At 28.6% G+C, this 763-nt stretch carries 1 protein-coding gene; it reads right to left on the bottom strand.

Features of this window, described 5'->3' with window-relative positions:
* Positions 1–30: 30 nt before the first annotated feature.
* A complete protein-coding gene (locus AC6I5C_RS17815) occupies positions 31–720 on the bottom strand; it encodes a hypothetical protein (protein ID WP_307900121.1) in 690 nt (229 codons plus the stop codon).
* Positions 721–763 lie beyond the last annotated feature (43 nt).

Here is a 763-nt window from a genome sequence, read left to right as displayed (position 1 = left end):
AAAATCAGAAGCAATGAATTATACACTGTGTTATAAACAGGTTTTTAATTCAGTCAGCCCATTACCGAAGTCAGCTTTCTGAAGTTGTTTAAGTTCTATTTTACATTTATTAATTGAAATTAATTGATAAATATTTTGCTTGTCAATCTGACTTAAGGTAAATATTAAGAAAAAATTCTGGTTAATTTCCTTGATGAACCAATATCCTTCATCATCCCAACTTTTATTTATAAGAGCATTTTTCTTATTCGGTTTCTCAAACATAAGGTCACGAAAGAAAAATTTATCACTGAATTCTATTTCTAATTCTCCATTGATTTTCTCAAAACGATTTTTAGTCAAAAAATCCTGAATTGTTTTTTTGTCAGTATTTAATTTGTGATTCAAGTTCAAAGGACGAAATACGTGCATCATATTTTGTCCAAAGTCAATTTCAATTGAGTCTTTTTGGAAGATCTTAAAGTCAACATTTAGCGTGTCGTTTGTCATAAATAATTTTGACTTTTTGAAATCAATTTTTAAAGGAATAACACTGTCCGAATGTATAGTTCCGATAGTTTGATTGTCAAAGTCAATTAAAAATCCTTCGTTTCCAGAAGCGACCATTGAATTAATATCAATTATATAATTCTGATACGACATCCATATTCCTTTAACTTCTTGAGCTTGGCAATATGTTAATCCAAAGACTAATAATAATATTTGCAGTGTTTTTTTCAAACTTGTTTATAACGGTTGGGCTATAATTCCGTTGCGAGTAAAA

It is taken from the genome of Mangrovimonas sp. sgz306409 (assembly GCF_059735265.1).
The sequence above is the reverse complement of the archived record's forward strand: the minus strand, read 5'-3'. Positions and strand labels throughout refer to the sequence as shown.